This window comes from Paenibacillus sp. FSL H8-0104 (assembly GCF_038050215.1).
GTDB classification, from domain to species: Bacteria; Bacillota; Bacilli; order Paenibacillales; family Paenibacillaceae; genus Paenibacillus; species Paenibacillus amylolyticus.
Genome location: NZ_JBBOTC010000001.1, coordinates 3,315,774 through 3,342,035 on the forward strand (window position 1 = coordinate 3,315,774; position 26,262 = coordinate 3,342,035).

General features: G+C 43.8%; 25 protein-coding genes. 19 read left to right on the forward strand and 6 right to left on the reverse strand.

What is annotated here, in order from left to right; genetic code table 11:
• The first annotated feature begins 78 nt into the window (after window positions 1–78).
• Both NST38_RS14840 and NST38_RS14845 read left to right on the forward strand, forming a co-directional pair.
• Window positions 79–435 carry a MerR family transcriptional regulator gene (locus NST38_RS14840; RefSeq protein ID WP_017688527.1) on the forward strand — a complete coding sequence of 119 codons (357 nt, stop codon included), beginning with the start codon at window positions 79–81 and terminating at the stop codon, window positions 433–435.
• Window positions 436–525: 90 nt separating this feature from the next.
• Complete coding sequence (locus NST38_RS14845) at window positions 526–1,398, forward strand: YitT family protein (protein ID WP_017688526.1); 873 nt, start codon at window positions 526–528, stop codon at window positions 1,396–1,398.
• 73 nt (window positions 1,399–1,471) lie between these two features.
• On the opposite strand, the gene NST38_RS14850 is transcribed toward NST38_RS14845, so the two are convergent.
• Window positions 1,472–2,128, reverse strand: coding sequence for a cyclase family protein (locus NST38_RS14850; protein WP_235200839.1), 657 nt, complete (start codon window positions 2,126–2,128; stop codon window positions 1,472–1,474).
• Between the two features lie 178 nt (window positions 2,129–2,306).
• Between NST38_RS14850 and NST38_RS14855 the strand changes: the two genes are divergently transcribed.
• The 3 genes from NST38_RS14855 to NST38_RS14865 all read left to right on the forward strand — a co-directional run bounded on the left by NST38_RS14855 (window position 2,307) and on the right by NST38_RS14865 (window position 5,275).
• Window positions 2,307–2,501 (forward strand): hypothetical protein, encoded by a 195-nt coding sequence (locus NST38_RS14855; RefSeq protein ID WP_017688524.1) that lies wholly within the window; start codon window positions 2,307–2,309, stop codon window positions 2,499–2,501.
• Window positions 2,502–2,670: 169 nt separating this feature from the next.
• A complete protein-coding gene (locus NST38_RS14860; RefSeq protein ID WP_256720133.1) occupies window positions 2,671–4,653 on the forward strand; it encodes an AraC family transcriptional regulator in 1,983 nt (660 codons plus the stop codon).
• Window positions 4,654–4,684: 31 nt separating this feature from the next.
• The gene (locus NST38_RS14865; protein ID WP_036615999.1) at window positions 4,685–5,275 is read left to right on the forward strand and encodes a nitroreductase family protein; all 591 of its coding nucleotides are present in this window, start codon (window positions 4,685–4,687) and stop codon (window positions 5,273–5,275) included.
• A 106-nt stretch (window positions 5,276–5,381) separates the two neighbouring features.
• Here NST38_RS14865 and NST38_RS14870 read toward each other — a convergent pair whose 3' ends face one another.
• Window positions 5,382–5,789: a MerR family transcriptional regulator gene (locus NST38_RS14870; protein ID WP_036615998.1), complete on the reverse strand. Its 408-nt coding sequence runs from the start codon at window positions 5,787–5,789 to the stop codon at window positions 5,382–5,384.
• Window positions 5,790–5,937: 148 nt separating this feature from the next.
• On the opposite strand from NST38_RS14870, the gene NST38_RS14875 reads away from it, so the two are divergent.
• From NST38_RS14875 to NST38_RS14885, 3 genes are all read left to right on the forward strand, one after another.
• Complete coding sequence (locus tag NST38_RS14875) at window positions 5,938–6,792, forward strand: aldo/keto reductase (RefSeq protein ID WP_036615995.1); 855 nt, start codon at window positions 5,938–5,940, stop codon at window positions 6,790–6,792.
• Between the two features lie 257 nt (window positions 6,793–7,049).
• Window positions 7,050–8,183 (forward strand): serine hydrolase domain-containing protein, encoded by a 1,134-nt coding sequence (locus NST38_RS14880; RefSeq protein ID WP_076253023.1) that lies wholly within the window; start codon window positions 7,050–7,052, stop codon window positions 8,181–8,183.
• 296 nt (window positions 8,184–8,479) lie between these two features.
• A complete protein-coding gene (locus NST38_RS14885; RefSeq protein ID WP_315373112.1) occupies window positions 8,480–9,622 on the forward strand; it encodes a DUF4309 domain-containing protein in 1,143 nt (380 codons plus the stop codon).
• A gap of 106 nt (window positions 9,623–9,728) precedes the next feature.
• On the opposite strand, the gene NST38_RS14890 is transcribed toward NST38_RS14885, so the two are convergent.
• Complete coding sequence (locus NST38_RS14890; RefSeq protein WP_143781000.1) at window positions 9,729–10,697, reverse strand: DMT family transporter; 969 nt, start codon at window positions 10,695–10,697, stop codon at window positions 9,729–9,731.
• Window positions 10,698–10,856: 159 nt separating this feature from the next.
• Window positions 10,857–11,336 carry a TetR/AcrR family transcriptional regulator gene (locus tag NST38_RS14895; protein ID WP_370511440.1) on the reverse strand — a complete coding sequence of 160 codons (480 nt, stop codon included), beginning with the start codon at window positions 11,334–11,336 and terminating at the stop codon, window positions 10,857–10,859.
• 281 nt (window positions 11,337–11,617) lie between these two features.
• Here NST38_RS14895 and NST38_RS14900 point away from each other — a divergent pair, with 281 nt between their 5' ends.
• The 10 genes from NST38_RS14900 to glyA all read left to right on the forward strand — a co-directional run bounded on the left by NST38_RS14900 (window position 11,618) and on the right by glyA (window position 21,575).
• Window positions 11,618–12,025: a cupin domain-containing protein gene (locus NST38_RS14900; RefSeq protein WP_076253026.1), complete on the forward strand. Its 408-nt coding sequence runs from the start codon at window positions 11,618–11,620 to the stop codon at window positions 12,023–12,025.
• A gap of 310 nt (window positions 12,026–12,335) precedes the next feature.
• Entirely contained in the window at window positions 12,336–13,325 is a 990-nt protein-coding gene (locus NST38_RS14905) for a LacI family DNA-binding transcriptional regulator (RefSeq protein ID WP_076253027.1), read from the forward strand.
• Window positions 13,318–14,196, forward strand: a complete 879-nt coding sequence (rbsK, locus tag NST38_RS14910; RefSeq protein WP_036615980.1) for a ribokinase — start codon at window positions 13,318–13,320, stop codon at window positions 14,194–14,196. The genes NST38_RS14905 and rbsK overlap by 8 nt, the downstream gene beginning before the upstream one ends.
• Complete coding sequence (gene rbsD, locus NST38_RS14915) at window positions 14,196–14,597, forward strand: D-ribose pyranase (protein ID WP_036615977.1); 402 nt, start codon at window positions 14,196–14,198, stop codon at window positions 14,595–14,597. Before rbsK ends, rbsD begins: the two co-directional genes overlap by 1 nt.
• Before the next feature lie 14 nt (window positions 14,598–14,611).
• A complete protein-coding gene (locus NST38_RS14920) occupies window positions 14,612–16,093 on the forward strand; it encodes a sugar ABC transporter ATP-binding protein (protein WP_036615975.1) in 1,482 nt (493 codons plus the stop codon).
• A 10-nt stretch (window positions 16,094–16,103) separates the two neighbouring features.
• On the forward strand, window positions 16,104–17,066 hold the full coding sequence (locus NST38_RS14925; protein WP_370511443.1) for an ABC transporter permease subunit: 963 nt from the start codon (window positions 16,104–16,106) through the stop codon (window positions 17,064–17,066).
• 14 nt (window positions 17,067–17,080) lie between these two features.
• Window positions 17,081–18,013, forward strand: coding sequence for a ribose ABC transporter substrate-binding protein RbsB (gene rbsB, locus NST38_RS14930; RefSeq protein WP_036615972.1), 933 nt, complete (start codon window positions 17,081–17,083; stop codon window positions 18,011–18,013).
• 323 nt (window positions 18,014–18,336) lie between these two features.
• A complete protein-coding gene (locus tag NST38_RS14935) occupies window positions 18,337–19,080 on the forward strand; it encodes a YggS family pyridoxal phosphate-dependent enzyme (RefSeq protein WP_036615970.1) in 744 nt (247 codons plus the stop codon).
• 19 nt (window positions 19,081–19,099) lie between these two features.
• Window positions 19,100–20,305 carry a benzoate/H(+) symporter BenE family transporter gene (locus tag NST38_RS14940; protein ID WP_036615968.1) on the forward strand — a complete coding sequence of 402 codons (1,206 nt, stop codon included), beginning with the start codon at window positions 19,100–19,102 and terminating at the stop codon, window positions 20,303–20,305.
• A 25-nt stretch (window positions 20,306–20,330) separates the two neighbouring features.
• Window positions 20,331–21,575, forward strand: coding sequence for a serine hydroxymethyltransferase (gene glyA / locus NST38_RS14945; protein ID WP_036615966.1), 1,245 nt, complete (start codon window positions 20,331–20,333; stop codon window positions 21,573–21,575).
• A gap of 96 nt (window positions 21,576–21,671) precedes the next feature.
• Here the strand turns inward: glyA and NST38_RS14950 are convergent, their stop codons facing one another.
• Together NST38_RS14950 and pdxR are read right to left on the reverse strand one after the other, a co-directional pair.
• Complete coding sequence (locus NST38_RS14950) at window positions 21,672–22,292, reverse strand: NAD(P)-dependent oxidoreductase (RefSeq protein WP_036615963.1); 621 nt, start codon at window positions 22,290–22,292, stop codon at window positions 21,672–21,674.
• Window positions 22,293–22,337: 45 nt separating this feature from the next.
• The gene (gene pdxR / locus NST38_RS14955) at window positions 22,338–23,768 is read right to left on the reverse strand and encodes a MocR-like pyridoxine biosynthesis transcription factor PdxR (protein WP_036615960.1); all 1,431 of its coding nucleotides are present in this window, start codon (window positions 23,766–23,768) and stop codon (window positions 22,338–22,340) included.
• A 284-nt stretch (window positions 23,769–24,052) separates the two neighbouring features.
• Between pdxR and NST38_RS14960 the strand changes: the two genes are divergently transcribed.
• Window positions 24,053–26,158, forward strand: coding sequence for a serine hydrolase domain-containing protein (locus NST38_RS14960; RefSeq protein ID WP_036615958.1), 2,106 nt, complete (start codon window positions 24,053–24,055; stop codon window positions 26,156–26,158).
• Window positions 26,159–26,262 lie beyond the last annotated feature (104 nt).

Sequence of the window (26,262 nt, forward strand, 5' to 3'; positions counted from 1 at the left end):
TTGTGATGTGACCACGAGTTGATTATACTGATTAGAGCTTACTCTAAGTCAAGCGGGAAAATGGAGGGGAGGTTAACCATGCATACCATTGGTGAAGTGGCAGAATTACTCCATATCAGTGCACATACGTTGCGTTATTATGAGAAGGAACAGATTGTAACTCCTCTCCGAGATGCCAGTGGAGACAGGCGATACAACGAGTCACACCTGAAGTGGCTGCAATTTGTGATCAAATTAAAAGAGACTCAAATGCCCATTGCTATTATTAAGAAATATGCGTCCTTGTTTCAGGAAGGGGAGCATACGGCGGCGGATCGTTTAAAGCTGCTGGAGGAGCATAAAGAGTCGATTCAAAAACAGATGCACATACTTAACACAGCAGATGAGATGCTTGAGCATAAAATTTCGTCGTATCGGGCGCTCATCGGACAATGAAGTAACACACACAAATGACGATCTATTGCCAAAACAGTGATTTTTATTATAGACTGTTTTTTATCGGTTGTTCATCAAGGGGGAAATGCAATGCATCAAAACAGAAAACAAAAGTCAAACAAGTTAAAGATCCTCTCCAAAGTATTATTGATTATCATTGGGGGATTTATAACGGCATATGGCCTGGAAGCCATATTGATCCCGAATAATGTCTCAGATGGTGGTGTCACAGGTCTGAGTATCGTAGGATCACAGCTGTTCGGATTACCACTGGGGATGCTCATCGGGATTATTAACATTCCATTTGTGTGGCTCGGGTACAAGCAAATCGGAAAAAGCTTTGCGTTATATTCGATCATCGGTATTGCTTCACTCGCAATCAGCACCAGTCTGATGCACCATATACCAACCATCATTGAAGGTGATACCTTGCTTGTTACGGTTGTCGGCGGGATTATCATCGGTTTTGGTATGGGACTTGCATTACGTAATGGCGGGGCATTGGATGGCATAGATATGCTGGCTGTACTCCTTTCGCGAAAAGTACCTTTTGGAACCAGTGATCTCATCCTGTTCCTCAACATGTTTGTATTTATTGTCGTTTCTACCGTGTTTGGTCTGCAAGGCGCGATCTTGTCAGGACTTGCGTATTTTATTGCTTCTAAAGTAATACATATTGTTGAAGAGGGCTTGAGCGGCTCCAAAACGTTTAAAATTATTACGAATCAACCTGAGATTATGGTTGAAACCATTCGGGACCGTTTAGGCCGTGGAGCAACGTATACCGAGGCTTATGGTGGCTACTCTAATGAGCAATTCAAGGAAATTACTTGTGTCATTAACCGGATGGAAGAGAGTAAAATTAAAGATATCATTCACGAAATTGACCCAACTGCTTTTGTAGTCGTATACGATGTAGCTGAAGTGAGAGGCGGCAATTTCAAAAAGAAAGATATTCACTAACATACAAAAACGCGCTGACAGGAGGAATACTCTTGCCAGCGCGTTTTTGTTTACCTTATGTATATAAAAAAAATCAAGCTTCCGTAAAAACTGTACTGAAGCTACTGTCAACACCTTCAATATATAATGGAACAGCATATACCTTTTCAATTCCAGATAAATTATGGTTTAAATTCATATCCTCTATAAGTAGAATGAACTTGCCATCAACCCGACCTTTCCCGAGCATAATTTGATGAAAAGCGATAGCTTCATCCACATGAATCACAGAGCCTGAAGAGATCATATCCATCCCAACTGCTCGCAATGAATCAAAAACCATCAGGTAGCTTGCAGCATCCGCTGCAAATCCTGGGTTATGATCACTATAACGAATAGGGTCAGATGATCGAAACTTGCCAAAACCTGTACGTATGAGCAGTAGATCAGAGCCAGCGATCTGGTGCTCATACGGCTCCAGGTCAGCTTTGGTAATAAGTTCATCATTACCTTTGGGAATATCGAGGATTGTTGGATGAGTAAAGATAAAATAGTCTATTGGAATCTCGCTTATTTTTAGACCTTGCGGATTGAAATGCCAAGGCCCGTCAATATGAGTTCCATTATGGTTGAGGGATGTGATGATAAATTGGTTATACAGGTCTCCTTGATCTATGCTGGACTGCTGCTGAATCTCAACAGAAGGGTTATCTTTATAAACGGGAGTATTTACACTAAGAGGATAGGACAAGAGGATCCGCTTCATCTATTGTTCTCTCCTTTATGTCACACAGGATTTATATAATGTTTGGTGAATGTATGGACTCATATTATGAAAGGAATCGGTACTTCATGCATAAGCACAGCTCTATTATGGAAAACTTCTGTAGTGTGATTAAATAGCATGATTCCTATGGGAGGTTAGCATAGTGACAAAGCAGGACCCGCAAGAGCTTTTGAAGCAAAAACATGAACTGGATGAACAAAAAAGACAGTTCACTAATTTTTCCCGAAATATTTCAGGTCATGGTGAGGTTGAAGCTGGTCAAGAGTTCAGTGTTGACCGAGTGCCAGATGACCAAAACCGTATGAAATCGGTTGAGAACAGACGCGGCGAAGTCTAAAACGTTACAACATAAGCCGATCCTTTCATGGATCGGCTTATTCGTGCGTAGCATTTTATCTAACAGGAAGATATATGTTGTAGTTGAGAATGATTATCGATAGAATGGAGAAAAGTGAAAATATCCGCTGATTTTGCTGATGTTTTGCTAACTTAATGGGTTGTGGAAGGTGAAGGAAGAGATGCACGTAGAAGAGCATGTGAAGTTATGGAATCTGGCCTCAATTAAAATATGGGATGTGCGTCACGTCGTCGTGCGCGCTGGCGAACCCATCCATGCCTATCGATTTCCAATTAGCGGTTTTATATATACAGTTCGCGGCAATGCAACGATTACGCTGGATGACACGATGTACGCGATCGATCAGATGCAAGTCTTACATGGAGGCAAGGGGGTATGGATGAATATCTCCCTGAGCGAGGATTCATTCGAATTTTATTTGATGTTTTATCGGGCTAATTTGTCGTTATCCAATACTCGTGAGAATCAAGCTCTGCTCAGGCAACATGTCCCGTTTCACGTGCAATATGCTTTCGCCCCAAGCTATCCCATTGACTTATATGATAAAGTCCAAAGAATAGAGCAACATTGGGAACGGACGGATGCGTTCTCGAAATTTCAGGTAAAGACGTTATTTTATCAATTTATTAATGAATTAATGAGGCAGTTAAGTGCACAAGGAATTGAGACTGCCAAGCCCGATCTGGTAGCTCAAGCCGTTCGTTATCTTCAAGAGAACTACATGTTGCCCGTTATGGTCGATCCGCTCGCAGAACTTCTGGATTGCAGTGCAGGGCATCTGTCGAGAACGTTCAAGAAAGAGACAGGCAGCAGTCTGATTACCTATTTAACTCGGATACGGATGTACAAAGCCAAGGAGCTGCTGTTGCACACAGATGCATCTCTTCAGAAGATTGCCGAGGCAATCGGCATTCCAGATGTGATCTATTTTAATCGTTTATTTAAAAAGCATGTTGGCCTTTCACCAGGTCGGTTCAAACAAAAATGTATCGCCCTGCCAACCGGTCAGAATAATGCTATTCAAGAATCAGAATTGTCCATTGTCAGTCCCATGCATCGCGGTTATGATCCTATTGATGATGATAATTATTATCAATACAACTCAAAAGGAGAATCACTTACATCTATGAGATCGAGAAAACCCGTTGCATTGCTTTTGATGCTCAGCCTTACTTTATTAATATCAGCCTGTTCCCCTTCTCAGGGCAGTTCAGCAACAAGCAGTAATGGAACAAGCGGTAACAATGCTCCAACCACCGAAGTCGCGCAATCCACCGAATCAACAGTACAGGAGCGTGTTGTTAAACATCCTTGGGGAGAAACTGTCATCAAAGGTGATCCTCAGCATATTATTTCGTTGTTCCCGGCTGCAACTGACTATTTGTTAGCACTCGGTATTGTACCCCAGGCAGCATCCAGTAATGAGGAGGGGAGTGATCAGTTTCCTACCTACCTGTCCGATCAACTACAAGGAAAAGAAAATCTGGGCTGGCAGGTTGATCCCAACTACGAAAGCATATTGGCGGCAGAGCCAGACCTGATTATCGGTCAGGATTTCATGAGTGATGCCTATGACAGTCTCAGCAAAATTGCCCCTACCTTGCTGGCAGAGAAGCTGCAGGACGAGCAAGGTATTATTCGTATGAAGACAAGCCTGTTACATATGGGAGATATGTTAGGGAAGACGGATCAGGCCAAACAGGTCATTGAAGAATACGAAAAGAAGGCTGCAGAAGCCCGTGAGAAAATCAAGCAATCCATCGGAGACGAGACCGTGATGTTCCTGCGTTTATCCGATAAAGAAGTGCGTTATTACAGTAAAAGAAACTACGAGGTTCTGTACGACGATCTAGGCTTGACACCTCCTGTATCCATACCTGACCCGACAGATTCAATGAAAGTAATCTCCATGGAGTCGTTACCATCGATTAACCCGGATCATATTTTCCTGTTGTCATCAGACGAAAATGAAACGACAGAATTGCAAAAAACAGCAGTGTGGAAAAGCCTGAATGCTGTTAAAAACAACAATGTCTACATCGTTGACTACGGCTTGTGGTTCCAAGGTCCGGGAGGACCCATTGGACAGAGCAAGATTATCGACGAAGCGGTAAGTTTCCTTACCCAATAAATAAGGAAACTAGACAGGAGGATTAATGCATATGGAAACGTCCGTCGTAGAGAAGCTCATTCGTGAACGAAGAACCATTCGTCAGTTCAATGGCAAACCGCTGGCGAAAGAAACGATCATGCACTTGCTGGAAGCGGCCGTGTGGGCACCTGTTCATTCCCGTAAAGAGCCATGGCGCTTCATATTATTTGTAGAAGAAGGTCGGAAGCAATTTGCTGATGCGGTGCTACATACGTTTTCCAAAGATGAGCGGGAGCGCTGGACAGAGAAGCTGCAAAAGGACTATTGCGAATCTATCCAAGCCCATCTGCTGGTTGTGATTGAGGCTGATCCGAGACAACGGGTATGGGAAGATGCTGTGGGGGCTAGTGCTGCCCTTATTCAAAATATTCAACTCCTGGCATGGGAGCAGGATATCGGCGTAGTGTGGAAGACGAATGAATATAATTTCGATCCTGATTTCTACTTCAAGACCGGTGTGAGACCAGGGGAGAGAATCATTGGCACACTTCATCTGGGGTACTTTGATCAGGATAAGATTCCCAAGCCTCGTCCTCGTACTCCAGCAGAAGAGTTATTGACCTGTGTCTCGGTGGCAGGAGAAGACGCGCAACAGCATTAGTTGCCATTAGTAACGTACTATCAGATGTTCAAAAATTCATAGAATATTTCTCACCAAGCCGCTAAAATAGCGGCTTTTTTGGCGATCTTTGAATTTTGCGTAACAGTCAGGCTTTCATTTTGTTCCAATGTCCCGGATTGGTATCATCTGGGATGATTAAGTTAATAATATCCTGATAATGGTCTGCTTTATTGATCATATATTGGACTCGTTGTTGGGCTTCTTCCAACTGAGCAAACGCGGCTTCCTTCTGCCGTAAAATGATCTCATAGCGCTTTTGTATGGTTGAGTTCCCCTCAAGGCAGAGATCCACATAAGCTTTAATTTGTTCCACAGACATACCGCACTGTTTTAGATATTTTACACCCGTAAGCCAGTTTACGGATTCTTCGTCAAAAAGACGGTTATTGTTTTTGTCGCGTTGCAGATTTGGAACGAGCCCTTTATCTGTATAGAAACGAACCGTATGTTCGGAAAGGTCGAGCAGTTTGGCGACTTCTTTGACGTTATACATGACGAAACTCCTTATGTCTTCAAGTATGGAATGAAAAATGATAGAAAAAGATTGACTTCGAGTTACTCGAAGGTGATACCCTAAGTATAGTTTAAGGTTATTAGACTGTAAATCTCAAAAAATTATAACTAACAAGGAGTGTCACTCGATGGAATATGTTACGTTGAATAACGGAGTTCAGATGCCTATTTTGGGATATGGTGTGTACCAGATTGCTGATCAGGAAGAATGCGAGAAATGTGTGCTTGATGCAATCAGCGTTGGGTATCGTTCTATTGATACAGCACAAGCCTACCGTAACGAAGAAGCCGTGGGCCGCGCTATTCAAAAAAGCGGAGTACCTCGAGATGAATTTTTCATCACGACCAAGGTATGGATTTCAAATGCAGGGTATGAAAAAGCCAAAGCATCCATAGAGGAATCTCTGCGGAAACTCCAACTGGAATATCTGGACCTGGTCCTGATCCATCAACCGTTTAATGACTATTATGGAACATATCGAGCTATGGAAGAGTTATATAAAGCGGGGAAAATCAAAGCTATCGGAGTAAGCAATTTCTATCCGGACCGATATATCGATCTTGTTCAGTTCAGCGAAGTCGTACCGGCAATTAATCAAGTTGAAACCCATGTGTTCAATCAGCAGACAGAGGCACATGAGATCATGAAAAAATATAATACGCAGATTGAATCCTGGGGACCATTCGCGGAAGGCAAAAATGACTTATTCACGAATGCGACGTTGCATGAAGTAGGTCAAAAATACAACAAATCGACGGCCCAAGTCGCTCTGCGTTTCTTGATTCAAAGAGGAGTGGTTGTTATTCCGAAAACGGTCAACAAAAATAGAATGGAAGAGAACTTCAATGTATTTGATTTTGAATTGACCTTGGAGGATATGGAAAAGGTAGCAGCACTGGATACAGGAACAAGCTCCTTTTTCTCACATTATGATCCTCAAACCGTAGAATTCTTGACTGACTATGGCAAGAAAGGACTGTAATCCAACTTATTCAATATCGTGCTCATTGTAGACGAACTTATGAAATTACAACAAGCCAGACAGATCATCTGTCTGGCTTGTTGTATTACAGGAAGAGAATCTCAGTTAACCAGCTGTTCCTGTTACGATCATTGAAGCAATATAGATGGTAGTCAATCGTTGTAAAAGGTCGTATATTAATAATATGTCGATTGTGGGAGTGAACATGTACCACATCGCAAAATGATAAACGATTTTACATAGAAGGACGGGAAAAAATGGACTTTAAACCGCTTGCTTCATTTATTGACCGCATTACATCCTGGCGTATACCGTGGGCAGAGGTGCTGGTGATGCATCGAAATGATACCGTTTTCCATTATCGTAATGGATACGCCAATCTGGAAGAGAAAACACCTATCGGTGATGGAGCGATCTTCAATCTATACTCCATGACCAAAATTATGACCTGCGTGGCAGGATTGCAACTGGTGGAGAGAGGTGAAATGCTGCTAAGCGACCCACTGTCTGATTATCTGCCAGAGTATGCTGAGATGACGGTAAAGAAAACGATGGCGAACGGCGAGATCCGGCTGGAAAAGGCGACAAAAGCCATTACAGTACGTGATTTGTTCACCATGACCGCCGGGTTCTCGTATGACGTGGGTAGTCCAAGCATTCAAGAAGCTGTAAAAAGCACCGACGGAACATTACCAACACGTGACTTCGCGAGAGCGCTTGCGAAAGAACCACTGCTGTTTGAACCAGGGACACACTGGAATTACAGCATGTGCCATGATGTGTTAGGAGCCTTGGTGGAAGTGGTAAGTGGCAAACGCTTTGGTACGTATCTGCGGGACGAAATCACCGGACCCCTTGGCATGAACGATACAGCGTTTAATCTGAACGATGAGCAGCAGACACGCCTGATTCCACAGTATGCTTATAATGATGAGCTTGAAAAGGCTGTACGTTTTGACGGTAATGGATTCCGTGTGGGTACGGAGCTGGAAAGCGGCGGTGCAGGGTTGCTATCAACCGTTAGCGATTATGCACGTTTTCTGAACGCGCTTACTGGGCATGGTACGAGTCCACAAGGCGTGCGCATTCTGTCACAAGCTTCAGTGGAACTGATGCGAACGGACCACCTGAACGAGATGACTCGTGCTGATTATTCCTGGGATCATATGTATGGATACGGCTATGGACTAGGTGTCCGTACACATATCTCCAAAGCAGGCAGTGGTTCGCTGAGCCCAATTGGCGAATTTGGTTGGAGCGGCGCTGCTGGGTGTATGGCTATTATTGATCCGGATTCAGAGCTTACAGTCATGTATGCACAGCACCTGCTGAACAGTCAGGAACCATACGTTCAACGACGCTTACGTAATGTGGTTTACTCCTGTCTATAAATCATATCGTATTCGAAGATACTTGAAGAGCCGCTATATAGCGGCTTATTTTATGTTATATGATTCGAAATCTATTAATTAGATTGTTATTTCTTTATTAGAAAGGGTATGTTATCATTCTTAGGAAATTAGTACTAGTAGGAGGATATGCTTATTGAACATGAATCTATATTAACTACATAGTTTGATCAAGATTACACGCTAGCAAGTACCTGTTTGAATGTTGAGATTGTGAACGATTCATAATTAGAAAAGAGCTGTTAGATTTTTATTTTTTACTCAAAGGAGAGTCATCGATGATACACCCTAAGCACCAATCAAAATGGGCTTCTCTGGCCTTACTTACCTTATTCGTCTACGTTCTGAGCACATTGCTCCTGCTACCACCCAATGCTGCTGCCAAAGGAGAGCAAATCTCCGCCAAACAGCTCGAAAGTATGAGCCGGCTTTCATTTACGCTTCGTGATGCCAAACAAACGGCTTACACCATTTATATTTTCGCTTATGATGAACAGAAGAGAACGCTGACCGAAGAAAATGGCTGGACCAACAATAAAAAAGGCGACAAGAGTTATTCAGGCACGTATCGTGCAGCCTTGCTGAAAAAAGGTGCAGCATACGGAACTGTTCAGGCAGCAAAACTGGATCTGAATACGATTATTTTGCCTCAAACCTGGAACTTTGTTGTGAAGAGCAAAGAGGCCAGTACACCAGACATGCTGATGATCACCGATTGGGGAACTTCTAATTTTAATGAGGTGAAAACGTATATTGTTCGTTCCGGGGAATTGCGCCGTGTAACATATGTCGATAATAAGGGGAAAAAAATCGACGATTCCTACTCTGCAAGCAGAGATGATGGAATCCGTACTCTTTCAAGGGCCCGAGTGCAGTTCAAAAATTACAACAACCTTCAATTTGTCTATGGGGTTGATACGTTTAAGCTGAATGTGAACAAATTGGAATTGCGGTTGGAAGATACACGTAACCTTCGTTCAGAAGCTTGGCCAAACTCGGGTGTTGGCGATCGCGCTTACCTGAAAAGCCTAAAGGAAGCTGCTTTAAAGGGTGTGTTGCCAGGCCGGACGGACGTTAAGATTGGCATGACGCTTCAAAATGCGCAAAAAAAGCTGGGGAAACCCAATTCTCGTTCAAACGGGGAATGGGGAGCGTACTATTTTTATTCTAAATTCGGTGTCGGGTTTGATTCATACATGCACGAGCTAACCAATAAATCACGTATTGCCGTTTTTGATTTGTACAATGAAAAGCAGAATCTTTCACCACGGAATGTGAAAATATGGATGGGAAAACCTTCCTCAGAATATTACAATGAAGTCGTGGTTGGTTATGAGATGGTATACCAATTGGGTAATCACGCCATTGTATTCACTTATGAGGAAGAAGAGGATTTGATTGATTTTACGAGTATATATTAAGGTATAGCATTCATCGTAAAGAAATGAAAGCATAGCTTAATCACATTTACAAAAAAAGCCGCTGATTAGCGGCTTTTTTTGTTATCCATGGAAGTGGACGCGTAGTCTATTTCATTGGAGTGTTATTAGAGCTCTGCACAGAACGTACACGATTGACTAAATAAATGCCGACTGATACGAACAGTAATGCGACCAGATTTTTCAATTCCAAGATCGTTTCCCCCAGGAATAACGCTGATAATAAAGCTCCAAATACAGGGATTAGGAAGTTATAGACAGACACTCTTCCGACCTTGTTGTACTTGAGAAGCATATTCCATAGACAAAATGCGACAGATGACAGCAAAGCCAGGTAGATTAAGTTACTGGTGGATTCCAAGGTGAAATGGGTGACCCGACCGCCGAGTGATAGACCTAACAGCGTAAGTACCAGTCCCCCGACGAATAAGCTGACACCTGTTATGATCAGAACATCGATGGTGGCGGTGAGACGTTTTGCGTAAAGGGCCGTAACGGAAAAAACAAGTGCCGCTATAATAACGAAGCCTTCGCCTGTGAATGAAAAGGAAAAAGCAAGCAGATCCGTATGGAAGTTTACGATGATTACACCAACGAATCCAAGCAAGCAACCAACGATTTTATTTCTGCTTAATTTGTCGTTTTTATAGATGAAATGGGCCAGAACAACACTGAAAAAGGTCGTAGTTGCGTTCATAATAGAGCCTTTGACACCTGTCGTATTGGCTACGCCAACGTAGAAAAACATATATTGCAAACCGGTTTGCAATATACCTAACATGATGAGACCTGTCCACTGAGGCTTGGTTAATTGGAGCTTCTGTTTTCTAACGATACGAGACAGGAGCAAGAGCAGCATACCCGCCAGTGTAAACCGGTATCCTGCAAATACATACTTGGAAGCAATATCTTCCGGCAGAATGTTAAACGCGATATATCCAAGTTTGATGGATGGGTACGCACTTCCCCATAACAAGCAACACAGGCTTGCCACGAGCATGACAAAAATGGGATCACTAAATTTACTCGGTTTCTCAAGGGTATTTCTCTCTATCACTTTCGATCTTCTCCTCACATTTCATGTACATATGTATGTATGAATCTATTAATATCCTCACTGACCATATCACATATCGTTAATCTTTGTAATGATAATTAATAAACCGCTCTTCAATTGGTCTGATTAAAAGAAGGAACGGTTCATGAGGAGTCTATGTTATAGATTCCTTTCTAATAAAATCCCAACTTGTTCTGCGACAATGTGAGGTTGCCGGGGGAATCCATTGGTGAAATAGGATTCCACGATACCAACGATTGCTGTACCAAAGAACGTGAGAATCACTTCTTTTGTTAGTCCTTTATTTTTCCCCTCCGTCACATTCACCTCATCTTCCAGTTCTTCAATGACAAGAGCCAGGAAGCGATTGCGGAAAAAAGGGGCTCCTTTACTCAGTAACATAGCCGAGAAAAATGAATAATGAACTTCAAAATAGTCGAACCAAAGTACATTGCTTTCTATAAAATCCAGATCGGATGCTTCCTTGCACAATCTTCTTAGTTCATCGATATGTTCTTCAATTAATTTATCCAGCAAGTCAAATTTGTCCGAATAGTGATGGTATATCGTTCTGCGGCCGACATTGGCATGATCAGAGATATCTTGCATCGTAATGGTATCAAAAGGTTTCTCATTCATGAGTTTGATAAAAGCGGATTTGATCGCTTCCTGAGACTTAAGTATTCTTCGATCTGTGACAGAAACGATAGTAATCACCATTCTTTCCAGAGAGTAATTGCACAAATGTTGTTCCTTTGCGCCATAAGGCACAGATCGAGTTCATTTGATCCTTGCAGAGGCAGTGCAATTATTTTATATTATACACAAATGTGCGATATCGCACGTATGTGTGTAATCATATTTAGGTCAACATAGGGGCAGGACGCATTAATCAATAAGATCACACTGGAGGAAATGAAATGGCTAAACATGAGGAAGTTAAAGATGGAGTGATATTCCCGGTAGGAGAAAAAAACGAAGCATTTTCGCAATATTTCATAGGGCAAAGTTATCTCCAATCCTTGGTTGCTGATCCCAAAGTGAATGTGGGTGTTGGGAATGTAACGTTTGAACCGGGATGCAGAAATAACTGGCATATCCATCGCGGTGGATTTCAGCTGTTGTTAGTGACTGGTGGGGAAGGTTGGTATCAGGAAGAAGGAAAACCTGCTCAATTCCTCAAAGCCGGCGATGTTATTGTGACTCATGATGGTGTGAAACACTGGCATGGGGCCGCTAAAGATAGTTGGTTTGAACACATTGCGATCACTGCAGGTACACCAGAATGGTTGGAACCAGTTACAGATGAAGTTTACGGGGAGTTATAAAATAAACGCTATGAATTGATTTATTCGAAAATGGTACTATCTAATTTGTTAAATTAAAGGCTAATTAAGTTCAGGAGATTGCTGATTCTTATGTTGATCCGGGTGCCATCACTCTGAGTTTTAATCGAGTGATGGCTCTTTACATCTATGAAGTATCGATCTCCCTGGCAGGAAGAAACCATGATATAGATGAATTCTAGTGCACTTTATGTATACTTGGAGAAATTTCCAGAATGAAAACGCTTGTCAAATTGAAAATAATATGATAATTTAATGTCTGTAACCGGTTACACATAGAGGAGAGCAACTTATGACAACAATTAAAGACGTAGCTCAACTGGCTGGCGTATCTGTAGCCACCGTATCCAGGGTCATTAATGATAGAGGTTATGTTCATGCGGACACACGCAAGAAAGTGGAAGATGCAGTGAAGGCGCTTAACTTTTCACCAAATGAAGTGGCACGCTCATTATATAAACGCAAGTCCAAACTGATTGGCCTGTTGTTGCCGGATATTACGAACCCTTACTTCCCGCAGTTGGCCCGCGGTGTAGAGGACCGGATGCAGGAGCAGGATTACAGACTGATATTTGGAAATAGTGATGAGGATGAACAGAAGGAGCAAGATTACATCCAGACGTTTATCCAGAACAACGTGGTCGGTGTGATCTCTTCAACGAACTACCCTCATTCTTCAATATATGAAAAACTGAAGATTCCTGTTGTATTTCTGGACAGAACTTCACTTGATCGTCCATCCGTGTATGCGGATGGCAGGGAAGGTGGAAGACTAGCTGCAAGGGAGATTATCAAACGCGGCAGTCGCCGGATCACAGTTATGCAGGGACCGTCACAGATCAGACCCGCTCAGGATCGTTTTGAAGGGGCGATTGAAATCATCCGTGATGCTGGGTTAGACTATCGGGTAATCCAGACGACCTCATTTTCAATTAATGAGGCAAGTGTATGGGCTGAAGAATTATTCAGGAAGTATGCGGACACAGACGGGGTCATTGCCAGCAATGACATCGCAGCCATGGCAGTACTGCATGAGGCATCACGGATTGGAAGAAAGGTTCCTGATGACGTACAAGTGATTGGTTTCGATGATATTCCGATGAGCAGCCTGTTATCGCCGGCATTGTCCACCATTCATCAGCCAGCATACGAGATGGGAAGAGAAGCGGCGGGATTACTTATCCAGCTTGTGGAACAAGCTGCAATAGAGAATAAAAACATACAGTTGCCCGTGAGTTTCATCGAACGGGGCACTACGAGAAAGGTGAGATCAGATGGCTAAAATATGTGTAATTGGAAGCAGTTCAATGGATCTGGTTGTTACTTCGTCAAGACGGCCGGGGGCGGGTGAAACCGTTCTTGGCGATAGCTTCAAAACGGTTCCAGGTGGCAAAGGAGCCAATCAGGCTGTTGCCGCTGCACGACTGGGTGCCGAGGTTGCGATGATCGGCCGGGTAGGCGACGATGCTTTTGGCAAAGATATTGTAGAGAACTTTAGAGCAAATGCTGTAAATACGCAAAATGTGAAACCGGTTACACATTTAGAAAGTGGAACGGCTCATATCATTCTGGCAGAAGGTGATAATAGTATCGTAGTGGTTGAAGCGGCGAATCGGGAAGTCACTCCTGCATATGTCGATGAAGCAGCTGAAGTGATCCGCGATGCAGATATCGTATTAATTCAGCAGGAAATTCCGGAGGAAACGGTTGTGCATGTGAGTGCATTGTGTGCAGAATTCGGAACACCGCTACTGCTTAATCCCGCTCCGGCGAGAACATTGCCGCAAGAAGTGATCGACAATGCCGCATATATCACACCGAACGAGCATGAAGCCGAGATTTTGTTTCAGGGCATGAGTCCTGCACAGGCATTACGTCAGTATCCAAACAAGTTGTTCATCACGGAGGGCAGTAAAGGTGTACGGTACTTTGATGGCACTGACGAAATTCTAGTCCCAACTTATAAAGTTGAGGCTGTTGATACTACGGGGGCAGGGGATACGTTCAATGCCGCATTTGCAGTTGCTTTGGCTGAAGGAAAAGCGTTGCAAGAGAGTATACGCTTCGCCAATCGGGCTGCATCGTTGTCCGTCACCAAGTTCGGAGCGCAGGGCGGCATGCCGACGCGTGATGAAGTAGAGGAGAGCTTGTAATGAAAAGAAATGGCATGTTGAATAGTCACATTTCCAAGATTTTGTCTGATCTGGGCCATACGGACATGATTGCGATTGCGGATGCAGGTCTGCCGGTACCGGACGGGGTACTCAAAATTGATCTGGCCCTCAAACTGGGAACACCAAGTTTTCGCGAAGTGGTGGAAGCGATCGCTGAAGATATGGTCATTGAGAAAGTCATTGTGGCTGAAGAGATTTGCGAAGGCAATCCCGTAGCGATGCAATTCATCACAGAGAAATTTGGGGTAGAAGCAATCGATGCTTCCGTCAGCCACGAACAATTCAAAGCATTAACACGGCAGGTGAAAGTGGTCATCCGCACAGGTGAAGCCACACCTTATGCCAATTGCATTTTACAATCGGGAGTCCATTTCGGTTAAAAGGAGGTTGCGTAATGCACATTCAGATGCAAGACATTCATAAAGCGTTTGGAACGAATCAGGTGCTGAGCGGAGTGGATTTTGAACTAAAGGATGGTGAAGTTCATGCCCTGATGGGGGAGAATGGAGCCGGCAAATCCACACTGATGAATATTCTGATTGGTCTTCATCAGCGTGATCAGGGAACCATTACCATAGACGGAGAAGAAAACTATTTTGCAAGTCCGAAGGAAGCCGAGAAACTGGGTCTCACATTCATACATCAGGAGCTGAATGTATGGCCTGAAATGACGGTGCTGGATAATCTCTTTATTGGTAAGGAACTGACATCATCGTTCGGATTGCTCAATACAAGACAAATGAAAGCGCTTGCCAAAGAACAGTTCGCCAAGCTTTCCGTAGACATACCACTGGAACGTCCTGCGGGAGAGTGCTCTGTCGGGCAGCAACAGATGATCGAGATTGCCAAAGCGCTAATGACAGATGCCAAGGTCATCATTATGGATGAGCCAACAGCAGCACTTACGGAGCGTGAGATCCAGAAGCTGTTTGGTGTAATCAGCTCGCTGAAGAAGGAAGGCGTATCCATCGTCTATATTTCTCACCGAATGGAGGAGATATTCACGATCTGTGACCGGATTACCATCATGCGTGACGGAAGAACGGTAGACACACAAGCTATTCCGCAGACAAGCTTTGATGAAGTGGTGCGGAAAATGGTAGGTCGTGAACTTACCGAGCGTTATCCTGTCCGGAATCCTTCTTATGGTGAAGTTGTCCTCGAAGTAAGGAATGCAAGTAGCAAAGGTCTATTCGAGAATATTAACTTCACCGTGAGAGCGGGGGAAATACTCGGTTTTTCAGGACTCATGGGTTCTGGACGAACAGAGATCATGAGAACCATCTTTGGTTTGGATACGTTGGATAGCGGTGAAATCTTCATCCGCGGCAAAAAAGCGAACATTCGTAAACCGGCAGATGCAGTGAAACATGGAATCGGGTTTATTACAGAAGACCGCAAGGATGAAGGGCTGGTATTAGACTTCTCTATTCGCGAGAATATGGCGTTGCCAAATCTGTTCAGTTTCTCAAGCAAAGGTTTCATCTCAACTTCAAAAGAACAAGACTTCGTAGATACACTGATCAAACGTCTACAGATCAAAACGCAATCCTCCGAGACGGCGGCAAGGAATCTATCCGGGGGTAACCAGCAGAAGGTGGTTATCGCGAAATGGGTTGGTATCGGACCAAGCGTACTTATCCTGGATGAACCTACCCGCGGAGTGGATGTCGGGGCGAAGCGCGAAATCTATGAATTGATGAATGAACTGACTGACCGCGGCGTTGCAATCATCATGGTATCGTCGGAGCTACCTGAAGTGCTTGGCATGAGTGACCGGATCGCGGTTGTGCATGAAGGACACATCAGTGGCGAGGTTGCAAGGGAAGTAGCAACACAAGAACACATTATGACATTGGCCACAGGGGGACAGTGATATGACAACAATGCAGGAAAACAAAACGGCTAAAAGCGGCTTCCGTTTCTCAAACGTGATACAAAAATTGGGACCGCTGCTTGGCTTAATCATTCTTATTCTCATCGTATCGGTGTTGAATCCAAGTTTCTTGGAACCGCTTAATATCTTGAATTTATTGCGTCAAGTCTCGATTAATGCGCTGATTGCCTTTGGTATGACGTTTGTTATCCTGACGGGTGGAATTGATCTGTCGGTCGGCTCAATCCTGGCTTTATCCAGTGCTTTTGTAGCAAATATGATGTTGTCTGGTCTCGATCCGATCTTGTCCATCATTATTGGTGTAGCACTCGGTGGTGTCATGGGCATGGTGAACGGACTGATGATTACCAAAGGTAAAATGGCTCCGTTTATCGCTACATTGGCAACCATGACGATATTCAGAGGACTGACGTTGGTGTACACCAATGGTAATCCAATTACAGGACTCGGGGATAACCTGTTGTTCCAACTGTTTGGCCGCGGTTACCTGCTGGGCATTCCGGTACCTGCAATTACGATGCTGATTACCTTCATGATTCTGTGGATTGTTTTGCATAAAACGGCTTTTGGTCGTAAAACGTACGCCATCGGCGGTAATGAGAAAGCTTCCATTATCTCGGGTATCAAAGTTAATCGCGTGAAAATTATGATCTACTCCCTGACAGGTATGCTCGCTGCTCTGGCAGGTGCAATTCTGACATCGCGTTTGAATTCAGCGCAACCAACGGCAGGTACATCCTACGAGCTGGATGCGATCGCAGCAGTTGTATTGGGTGGTACAAGTCTTGCTGGAGGACGCGGACGCATCGTTGGTACACTGATCGGTGTTCTGATTATCGGCGTGTTGAATAATGGATTGAACTTGCTTGAAGTAAACTCATTTTATCAAATGGTTGTAAAAGGTATCGTCATTGCCATTGCCGTCCTGCTGGACCGCAAGAAAACAGCATAAGGAGAGAAGCGAATATGAAAAAGTGGACTGTAACACTCATAAGTATGCTGATGATCATCGTTCTGGCCGGGTGCTCTCTGGAGCCACCGGAATGGGCGAAACCTAACCCAAACAAAAGTAATGGACAGAAGAAAATAGGTTTGTCGATATCTACACTAAACAATCCATTCTTTGTATCACTGAAGGACGGGGTAATGGCTGAAGCCAAAAAACAGGGAATACAGGTCATCGTGGTTGATGCGCAGAACGATTCGGCCAAACAAACCAATGATGTGGATGATCTCATTCAGCAAGGCGTTAGTGCACTGTTAATTAACCCTGCGGACTCTGCAGCGATCTCCACAGCGGTTCAATCCGCTAATAGTGTGGGCATTCCTGTGATCACGCTGGATCGCTCCGCAGATAAAGGCGAAGTGGCGGCACTCGTGGCATCGGATAACGTTAAAGGTGGACGCATGGCAGCTGAATATTTTGTGGAACAACTGGGTGAGGGAGCAAAAGTCATTGAACTTGAGGGTGTACCTGGCGCTTCCGCAACAAGAGAACGGGGTAAAGGTTTCCATGAAGTGGCCGACAAGCAACTTGATGTGGTTTCCAAACAATCTGCTGATTTTGATCGGTCCAAAGGATTAAATGTCATGGAGAACTTGCTACAGGGTAATCCTGACGTGCAAGCGGTATTTGCCCATAATGACGAGATGGCACTTGGTGCAATTGAAGCGATTCAAAGCTCAGGTAAAGACATTCCGGTCATCGGATTCGATGGTAATGATGATGCAATCAAATCCATTCAGGATGGGAAATTGACGGCAACAGTCGCTCAGCAGCCTATACTGATTGGCCAACTGGCGCTGCAAGCAGCTCTGGATGTGCTCAGTGGCAAGCAGGTGGAGTCATCGATTCCCGCTGAATTGAAGCTGGTAACCAAGGAAAATGTGAACGAGTAAATCATCATAAAACATGTATCTTCTTGGACATGAACATAGAACTAAACCAAGCCGCTAATTTAGCGGCTTTTTTCATTTTGGAAGAAGCGTGCGGGCATCACATCAATCAGATTATTGACTTTTAAAAGCATATTAAAGGAACCCCAATTGAATTAATGTCTACTTTGTCATTTTGGACTGTTCCAAAATAGCATTTTTGGATATGTATATCCAATCCATGCGTTGCTATACTAGCATGACGTTCCACACATTCTTCACAATACATAAGAAGGAACTAATCTCAATTATCCATTCCTGTTCGGAATAGAAAGAAGGTGGCTGACATGAAACATCTAGTAGAAGAAAATCTTCAAGCTGTAAGACAGCAAATGGCATTGGCCTGCCAGGCTTCAGGTCGCAACATAGAGGACATCCAATTGTTGCTCGCGACCAAAACGGTACCGCTTGAGAAATTACAAATAGCTATCCAAGCAGGTGAGCTCCTGTTTGGAGAAAACAAAGCTCAGGAACTCCGAGACAAATTCCCACTCATGGAACAAAGCAAGCAGGTGGAATGGCATTTTATCGGGCATCTGCAAACAAATAAAATAAAGGACGTTGTTAAATATGTTACGCTCATCCATTCCGTAGATCGTCTGAAACTGGGTCAAGCGTTACATAACCAGCTTCTCAAAGAGAATAAGACCTTAGACATTCTTGTGCAAATTAATACGTCCTACGAAGAAAGTAAATTTGGTGCCTCTCCAGAAACAGCCGTCGAGCTTGTAGAACAGTTGTCTCAATTCGAGACATTAAATGTGAAAGGTTTAATGACCATTGGAAAACTGAATGCGACAAACGAAGAAACACGACATTGTTTTCGATTGTTAAACCAGATCCGTACACAGATTAAAGAGAAAAATATTCCACGCGTAGAAATGGATATTTTATCGATGGGTATGTCTGGTGACTTCCAAGTCGCCATTGAAGAAGGAGCTACAATGATACGTGTAGGAACAAGTGTATTTGGACCACGGTATTTACCAGACGAATATTACTGGAATGAAAACACACGCATCGATGATTAAGTGAGAGGTAGTGTTAAATATGAAGACAGCATCCCCTTCGTTACGTGGCCGTGATTTGATATCGCCGGTAATCGCCGCTTTGATATCCGTAATTGTTAATTACGGGGGTACGTTTATCCTTGTTTTTCAAGCTGCAAAAGTGGCTGGTTTAAGCCCGGAAATGACCGCTTCCTGGATATGGTCCATCTCGATTGGGGTAGGAGTAACGGGGATTTGGCTCAGTTATCGATATAAGGAGCCGATTATTACAGCCTGGTCTACACCGGGTGTGGCGTTTCTCGTTTCAGCATTAGCGGTAACCCCTTATCCAGAAGCTATTGGCGCGTACATGATTTCAGCAGTTGGATTTATTATTTTGGGTTGGTCAGGCATGTTTGAACGTTTCGTTCGACTTATTCCCCCAGGCATCGCTTCCGGATTGTTAGCTGGTATTTTACTACAGTTTGGAATATCGGCCTTTGGAGGGGCGAAGGTAGATCCTTTGCTTGTGATTGTACTCTTTGCAGCCTATATCGTGTTAAGAAGGTTTACTTCCCGTTACGCTATTGTTGGCATAATGGCAATCGGTTTGATTTATTTGATATGCATGGGGAAAACAGACTTCAGTACAATCCAATTGGCTGTAGCATCGCCTGTATTTGTTGTTCCAGCATTTTCGTTAAATGCTTTACTTGGCGTTGCGCTACCGCTGTTCATTATTACTTTGACAGGGCAGTATATGCCCGGAATGCTTGTTCTGCGTAATGATGGATTCAAGACAAGTGCCAATCCCATTTTAGCTGTAACAGGTTTGGGTTCGCTTCTTGCAGCCCCATTCGGATCACATGCTTTTAATGTGGCAGCTATTACAGCAGCGATTTGTACAGGAAAGGATGCACATGAGGATTCAACCAAACGTTATATTGCAGGTATTGCTTGTGGTGTTTTTTATATTTTTGTCGGCATTTTTGGCGTAACATTGGCTGCTCTGTTTTTGATTCTTCCTGCTACCTTTATTGCAACATTAGCGGGATTAGCCTTACTTGGAACGATCGGTGGCAGTCTTGCCAATGCATTAACGGACCCTAAGGGACGTGAAACTGCATTGATTACGTTTTTGGCGACAGCAGCGAATGTGACTTTGCTTGGTGTGGGTGGTGCATTTTGGGGACTGTTTGCAGGAATGATGGCACATCTACTGATGAATAGTAAATTTCCCAAAAAACAGTTTGGAACGAATAAATAACCGTAATATTGAGAGGAAGATGTTCATGAAACATTTGGAGAAGCAAGATAAAGTAATAGGAATGGCTGTCCAGCAAGAGCTTGGAAGGCAGCAGGATAAGATAGAACTGATTGCATCAGAGAATTTTGTAAGTCAAGCTGTAATGGAAGCAACAGGTTCGGTATTGACCAATAAATATGCGGAGGGGTATCCGGGCAGAAGATATTATGGCGGGTGTGAGCATGTCGATACAGTCGAAGAGATAGCAAATAGCCGCCTTAAAGCACTTTTTGGCGCTGAACATGCAAATGTGCAGCCTCACTCCGGTTCTCAGGCCAACATGGCTGTGTATTTTGCCTCGGTTGAGATTGGGGACACAATACTTGGCATGAATCTATCCCAGGGTGGTCATCTAACACACGGAAGTACTGTTAATTTTTCAGGTAGGTTTTACAATTTTGTTTCATATGGTGTCGATGCACAGACGGGCCGCATTGACTTTGACGAAGTACGTAAACTTGCTTATAAGTATCGTCCACGCATGATTGTTGCAGGTGGAAGTGCATACCCGCGGACCATTGAGTTTGAATTATTTGCCCAGATTGCCGCCGAAGTGGGAGCTCTTTTCTTTGTAGATATGGCGCATATAGCAGGAATTGTTGCGGCAGGTTTGCATCCTAACCCGGTACCACATGCCCATTTTGTTTCAACCACCACACACAAGACCTTACGAGGACCACGAGGGGGAGCCATTTTGTGCCGGGACTCCTGGGCAAAGGTGATCGACAAAGCTGTATTCCCGGGAACCCAGGGTGGGCCATTCATGCACGTTATCGCGGGGAAAGCGGTGGCATTAGGTGAGGCATTGCAATCCGATTTCACAACATATATTGAAGGTGTTCTGAGTAACGCCAACGTATTGGCAGAAACTTTAATGAATGAAGGACTCACCCTTGTATCGGGAGGAACAGATAATCATATCGTGTTGGTTGACTTACGAACTATGGGCCTTACAGGCAAAGAAGCCGAAGCTTTACTGGATGAAGTAGGGATTACGGCGAATAAAAATGCAATTCCTCACGATACGGCAAGTCCTTTGGTTACAAGCGGTATTCGTTTTGGAACTCCGGCTATGACTTCAAGAGGGCTTGGAGCCAGGGAAATGAAAGAAATTGCTCAGCTGATAGGGCTTGCTTTTAAAAATCCAAAGAACTCGGATGTGAAAAATCAAATATTAGGTAGTGTCCGTGAAATCACTTCGCAATTTCCTCTATATGAAGGACTTAAATAGCTCAACAGCAGACACAAATAGAGCCTGCAATTGTTCCTAATGGATAACAATTGCAGGCTCGTAATGTGCTTGTTTATATTGAAACTTAAGACAGCCCTAGTAGGCTATACCTACACGAGACTGTACATACTCATCAGACATTAATTGCTGATAAGCAAACTCCGCAGTATCGATTACAGATATAGAAGTTCCACCGTCAGGCAAATAGTCGCGCTCAACCCGGTACTTACCAAGAGATTCTCCATCAAATAAGTAGGTAGGACACACGATGGTCCATTCTAACTCTGAAGCCTTCAGAATGTTGTACATCTCCAGATGCTCTTCAGCTGCTCGCGTGGACTTACGTTTGGACTCAGGGGATTGAAAACGAAGCAAGCCAGGATCCGTTCGACTTTCCAATATTCCTGCTGTACCAATGGTAATGATTCTTTTGATACGCTCCTGAGCCATAGCCTCAGCAATATGTCCCATGGATTGCGATAATGTAGTTGTTCCATCGGTACTTAAGGAACTAACAACGAGATCCACACCCTGTATGGCGTGATGAATATCCTCTTTGACTAAAGCGTTTCCTTGATGTAGAACGAAATTGTCATCGTTGATTTGTACCTTTTCCGGGCTTCTAACCAGTGCAGTTACATGATGATTGGAACGTAGGGCATTAGAGACGAAATGACTTCCAACCCGTCCGGTGGCTCCTAACACTAAAATTTTCATTACAAAAAACATCCTTTCGAATCCGATTGGAGAGCATGTTCTCCATCATAATACAATCTTTGCAAGCCGATGTATGCCTTCCTCAATCTGCTCCTCATCCACTTTCGCAAAACCTAATATCCATCCTTTTCGATGACTCTCCAAGCAATATCTACTAAGCGGATACACGCGTACACCTTGATCAAGGGCAGCATTTGTCAGCGCTTCTTCGTCAAATGACGTTTCAGATTCTAGAAGCATATGTAATCCCGTTTCCACACCACTTAATGTAAATCGTGAGCCTAGCCCAGAAGCAACAATGGCTTTGGTCATGACTTCGTGTCTGCGTCGATATATGTTCCGAACTCTTCGCATATGGCGCATAAAATGACCACGCTCAATAAAATGAGTTAGCGTTAATTGTTCCATAATCGGCAGATGACGATAGGTTAATTCATGAACTTGGGTAAGGCGATCGATGGCTATTTTGGGGCCGATGATAGCGGATAGTCGAATGCCAGGTGCAACCATTTTGGAAAAACTCATCATATAAAGCGTATTCTGAGGTTGCTGACTAAATATAGTTGGAAGTGGATCTCCACGGTACCTAAATTCGCTATCGTAGTCATCCTCAACAATCCAATATCGATGATGAGTTGCCAAGTGCATCAATTGTTGCCTGCGTGGCTCCGACATAATAACACCAACGGCGCATTGATGAGAAGGTGTGACAAATACGAGTTTCGTCTGTGGGTGAATATGATCTACACATAATCCATACTCATCAACCGGAACGGGATCGACTTGCATCCGGCGGTATTTCATCGCCATCCAAGCGGCAGGGAAGCCGGGATCTTCAACCGAAACTCTGTCTCCCTCACTTAAGAGAGCCTGGGCAATTAAATCAATGCTATGTTGTGCACCTGAGGTTAACAAGATTTGATCAACATCGATATGAATGCCTCGTTCAAGTGATAAATAACGTTGAATCTGCTCTCTTAACGCCAGTAACCCTCTGGCATCGCCATAAGCCCATATATCCAAATTAGGTTCAGCGGAAGCTTGTAAAAAGGATTGCCTCCAGGCTTTTGTGAAACTTTCATCCAGATAAGGCTCGTGGGGATTAAAATCAATTTCTATTTTGCGATTGTCTCTATTGCCAAACCAACTATGCAGATGACCAATCGATTCGTTTAGTGTAGGCAATTCGGGCGGAATAGGCCCTTGCATCGTGACGTCTTCTGATGAACGAGGTGCATATGTCCAATCACTAACTCTTGTCCCGGCTCGTCGGGAGGTTATCGTATACCCTCGACTGAATAATTCCTCGTACACAATCTGTATGGTTGAGCGTGAAACACCAATTAATTGAGCAAGTTCGCGTGAGGGGAGTAGCAATTCTCCTGGTTGCCATTTCCCGGTTGTGATATTATGAATCGCTTGATCCAAAAGTTGCTGCCAGATCGGGCGTTGGTCATTCCGATTAACTTTTAGCATTGCTTCAACTCCATTACTCATGCTGAATTATGGACTGCATTTATTTATGTACTTAGCCATGTTATTGGCACTCCATTGATTGATATACCATTATAGCAAAAGTTTAATTTGCAAACAAAACAAAGATGGACTAAAGCGATTTTACCGTGTGTCCAACCTATTTGGGTTGGTCCTGCTTGGTTCATACTCGATTCATATTCAAGCCACAGACAGTTCATCTTCTTCGGTTACACTACGGGAGTACGAACACAGAGATTCCTAATCCATAGACTAGACAGGAGAAGATGAGATTGACACGAAAGAAACGAACGTCTATCGCCGCCATAACTTTGGTGTTTGCAATGATGTCCCCAATGTCGGCCATGGCCACACCCGCTACCAGTAACGGTAGTAGCTCTACGTATGATCTAACTAAAAAGGCAGTAAGTGCAAAGGCCAAGGTACTCACTGAATCATACGCTACGACAAGTGTGCAGTACGCACTGATGGATGAGGGTGAGATTGTGATCTCCGGTCAGGCAGGAAAAAGCGACCTGATAAACAACATCCCGCTTTCTTCAGATACTATGTATGGCATTGGTTCAACCAGCAAAATGATGCTCACAACCGCCGTAATGAAGCTAGTGGACCAGGGCAAGATCGATCTTGATGAGCCTGTCGTGAAGTATATTCCGGACTTTAAAATGAAAGACAAGCGTTACCAACAGATTACACCACGCATGTTACTGAATCATTCATCCGGGCTTCTAGGAACGTCAAGTAACAGTGCAATACTGTTTGGAGATAATGATACCTATGCACATGATACGTTACTGGAACAATTGGCGACGCAACATCTGAAGGCCGATCCTGGCGCATACTCGGTGTATAGTAATGACGGTTTTACATTAGCTGAAATTTTGGTTGAGCGGGTCAGTGGCATGGACTTCACAACTTTCATGCACCGGTACATAACCGAGCCTCTTGGTATGGAGCATACCAAAACACCGCAGGATATTGTAGAGCTTAGCAAGATGGCAGCAACATATGCCCCTTCGGATGAGGAGAAACTTCCATTAGAGACTACAAATATGATTGCCTCGGGAGGCATCTATTCCACCGCTGAAGATCTGGTTCAGTTCTCGAAAATCTTTACAGGTGAGGTTGAAGGTGTTCTTTCGGAGGAATCCGTAGAGGCCATGGAGCAAGAAGAATACAAGAGAGGCATGTGGCCGGAAGAAGGCGATTCTTCTATTGGTTACGGCCTGGGCTGGGACAGCGTGAACCTGTTTCCTTTTAATGATTACGGCATCCAGGCAGTAAGCAAAGGTGGCAATACAATAACCTATCATTCCTCCTTGATTGTGTTACCGGAATATAATATGGCTGCTGCCGTAACCTCTTCGGGTGGTCATAGCTCAACGGATCAATTGCTGGCAACTGAGCTGTTGCTTGGCGCGCTTGAGGAGAAGAATATCATTCCAGATCGTAAGCCGGAGAAGTCACATGATGCACCTGTGAAAACAACTATGCCAACAGAACTTTCACAGCATACAGGCATGTACGCTGGTGGGGCAAACATGTTAATGAAGCTGGACGTAAAAGATGATGGGCAATTAACGCTATCTAATCTGTCGTCTCCTAACAGTTCTGATCAGACCTATACGTACACCGCTGATGGCTCATTTGTTAATGATGCGGCTACGGAAAAGCTGAAGTTCGTTCAGGAAGTCAACGGGCACACATATTTGTGGTCTCGCTCGTATCAGTCTGTTCCTGGGCTTGGGCAAGTTGCTTCCTCTGAATATAAGGCAGAAAAGCTTGAAACCAATGAATTGTCGGAAGAAGTAAAGGCCGCATGGCAGAAACGGGAAGGCAAAGCCTACGTGTTGGTCAATGAAAAATACACATCAACACTGTACAACGCAGCGATGCCGATGATTCCCATTCATACTTTTAATGAGCTGCCGGGTTATGTCTACACGAATAAAATCGTTGGAGCTAACCAAGCTGTGAACCAATTGCAAATTCCTGGATTAGCGGGCCGTGACACGATGGAGTTTAATTTCTATGAGGAAAATGGCGTGGAATATGTTACAGCTGGAGGCAACGTTTATGTTGCTCAAGACATCATCAAACCGATCTATGCGGGAAAACAATCAAAGACAACGATTCAGGCGAATGGTCATGCCACATGGTATTCGATTCCTGCATCAGCTGCAGGTAAAGAAATGACGGTCAAGATGTCTGCAAACAGCGCATTTGCTGTATATAACCAAGCTGGCATAGGCATTAATCATACAGTGGTCAGTGGACAAAACGAAATTGTGTTGCCTGAGAACGGAACTATTGTATTCGCGGGTGAAGCTGGTTCGAAGTTCGAGATTGTATTGACAACCAGAGCAAATTAATAGATTATAAAAAACTGTACAATAAAAAGTCGCGGAAATCGCGGCTTTTTTTGAGTTTTAAATTTTAAATAATACGTTTTAAAGTAAATGTACCTTTTTTCAGA

What these genes read in the sequence shown, in the direction of transcription:
- NST38_RS14840 (WP_017688527.1), top strand. Translation starts at nt 79, where the DNA reads ATGCATACCATTGGTGAAGTGGCAGAATTACTCCATATCAGTGCACAT.
- NST38_RS14895 (WP_370511440.1), bottom strand. Translation starts at nt 11,336, where the DNA reads ATGAATGAGAAACCTTTTGATACCATTACGATGCAAGATATCTCTGAT.
- NST38_RS14845 (WP_017688526.1), top strand. Translation starts at nt 526, where the DNA reads ATGCATCAAAACAGAAAACAAAAGTCAAACAAGTTAAAGATCCTCTCC.
- rbsB (WP_036615972.1), top strand. Translation starts at nt 17,081, where the DNA reads ATGAAAAAGTGGACTGTAACACTCATAAGTATGCTGATGATCATCGTT.
- NST38_RS14925 (WP_370511443.1), top strand. Translation starts at nt 16,104, where the DNA reads ATGCAGGAAAACAAAACGGCTAAAAGCGGCTTCCGTTTCTCAAACGTG.
- rbsK (WP_036615980.1), top strand. Translation starts at nt 13,318, where the DNA reads ATGGCTAAAATATGTGTAATTGGAAGCAGTTCAATGGATCTGGTTGTT.
- glyA (WP_036615966.1), top strand. Translation starts at nt 20,331, where the DNA reads ATGAAACATTTGGAGAAGCAAGATAAAGTAATAGGAATGGCTGTCCAG.
- NST38_RS14940 (WP_036615968.1), top strand. Translation starts at nt 19,100, where the DNA reads ATGAAGACAGCATCCCCTTCGTTACGTGGCCGTGATTTGATATCGCCG.
- NST38_RS14870 (WP_036615998.1), bottom strand. Translation starts at nt 5,789, where the DNA reads ATGTATAACGTCAAAGAAGTCGCCAAACTGCTCGACCTTTCCGAACAT.
- NST38_RS14960 (WP_036615958.1), top strand. Translation starts at nt 24,053, where the DNA reads ATGAGATTGACACGAAAGAAACGAACGTCTATCGCCGCCATAACTTTG.
- NST38_RS14885 (WP_315373112.1), top strand. Translation starts at nt 8,480, where the DNA reads ATGATACACCCTAAGCACCAATCAAAATGGGCTTCTCTGGCCTTACTT.
- NST38_RS14920 (WP_036615975.1), top strand. Translation starts at nt 14,612, where the DNA reads ATGCACATTCAGATGCAAGACATTCATAAAGCGTTTGGAACGAATCAG.
- NST38_RS14905 (WP_076253027.1), top strand. Translation starts at nt 12,336, where the DNA reads ATGACAACAATTAAAGACGTAGCTCAACTGGCTGGCGTATCTGTAGCC.
- NST38_RS14875 (WP_036615995.1), top strand. Translation starts at nt 5,938, where the DNA reads ATGGAATATGTTACGTTGAATAACGGAGTTCAGATGCCTATTTTGGGA.
- NST38_RS14935 (WP_036615970.1), top strand. Translation starts at nt 18,337, where the DNA reads ATGAAACATCTAGTAGAAGAAAATCTTCAAGCTGTAAGACAGCAAATG.
- rbsD (WP_036615977.1), top strand. Translation starts at nt 14,196, where the DNA reads ATGAAAAGAAATGGCATGTTGAATAGTCACATTTCCAAGATTTTGTCT.
- NST38_RS14880 (WP_076253023.1), top strand. Translation starts at nt 7,050, where the DNA reads ATGGACTTTAAACCGCTTGCTTCATTTATTGACCGCATTACATCCTGG.
- NST38_RS14950 (WP_036615963.1), bottom strand. Translation starts at nt 22,292, where the DNA reads ATGAAAATTTTAGTGTTAGGAGCCACCGGACGGGTTGGAAGTCATTTC.
- NST38_RS14900 (WP_076253026.1), top strand. Translation starts at nt 11,618, where the DNA reads ATGGCTAAACATGAGGAAGTTAAAGATGGAGTGATATTCCCGGTAGGA.
- NST38_RS14865 (WP_036615999.1), top strand. Translation starts at nt 4,685, where the DNA reads ATGGAAACGTCCGTCGTAGAGAAGCTCATTCGTGAACGAAGAACCATT.
- pdxR (WP_036615960.1), bottom strand. Translation starts at nt 23,768, where the DNA reads ATGCTAAAAGTTAATCGGAATGACCAACGCCCGATCTGGCAGCAACTT.